The sequence below is a fragment of the Lentilactobacillus parakefiri genome (assembly GCF_002157585.1).
GTDB classification, from domain to species: Bacteria; Bacillota; Bacilli; order Lactobacillales; family Lactobacillaceae; genus Lentilactobacillus; species Lentilactobacillus parakefiri.
In genome coordinates this window covers 1-865 of the sequence record NZ_BDGB01000154.1, presented here as the reverse complement: position 1 = coordinate 865, position 865 = coordinate 1, and the positions used below count along the sequence as shown (strand labels likewise).

At 49.7% G+C, this 865-nt stretch carries 1 rRNA gene; it reads left to right on the top strand.

From position 1 onward, the window contains the following. Nucleotides 1-865: ribosomal RNA gene (locus tag LPKJCM_RS12095) — 23S ribosomal RNA — on the top strand; the annotation flags it as partial.

Genomic DNA, 865 nt, shown 5'->3' with positions numbered 1-865 from the left:
ACCCTCAGTTCAGGATCCTGAGTACGGCGACACACGTGAAACGTCGTCGGAATCCGGGAGGACCATCTCCCACGGCTAAATACTCTCTAGTGACCGATAGTGAACCAGTACCGTGAGGGAAAGGTGAAAAGCACCCCGGAAGGGGAGTGAAATAGTTCCTGAAACCATGTGCCTACAAGCAGTTAGAGCCCGTTAATGGGTGATAGCGTGCCTCTTGTAGAATGAACCGGCGAGTTACAGTAACATGCCAGGTTAAGGTTTAAAAGCCGGAGCCGCAGCGAAAGCGAGTCTGAAATGGGCGTTTTAGTATGTTACTGTAGACCCGAAACCAGGTGATCTACCCATGTCCAGGGTGAAGGTGCGGTAAAACGCACTGGAGGCCCGAACCCGTGTACGTTGAAAAGTGCTGGGATGAGGTGTGGGTAGCGGTGAAATTCCAAACGAACTTGGAGATAGCTGGTTCTCTCCGAAATAGCTTTAGGGCTAGCCTCGGACGTAGAATCATGGAGGTAGAGCCACTGTTTGGATGAGGGGCCCGTCATGGGTTACTAAGTTCAGATAAACTCCGAATACCATTGATTTTTATCCGGGAGTCAGACGGTGAGTGATAAGATCCATCGTCAAAAGGGGAACAGCCCAGACCACCAGTTAAGGTCCCTAAATATATGCTAAGTGGAAAAGGATGTGGAGTTGCATAGACAACTAGGCTGTTGGCTCAGAAGCAGCCATCATTTAAAGAGTGCGTAATAGCTCACTAGTCGAGTGATTCCGCGCCGAAAATTTACCGGGGCTAAGCATATTACCGAGACTGTGGACTTGACCTTTGGTCAAGTGATAGGAGAGCGTTCTAAGGGCAATGAAGCCA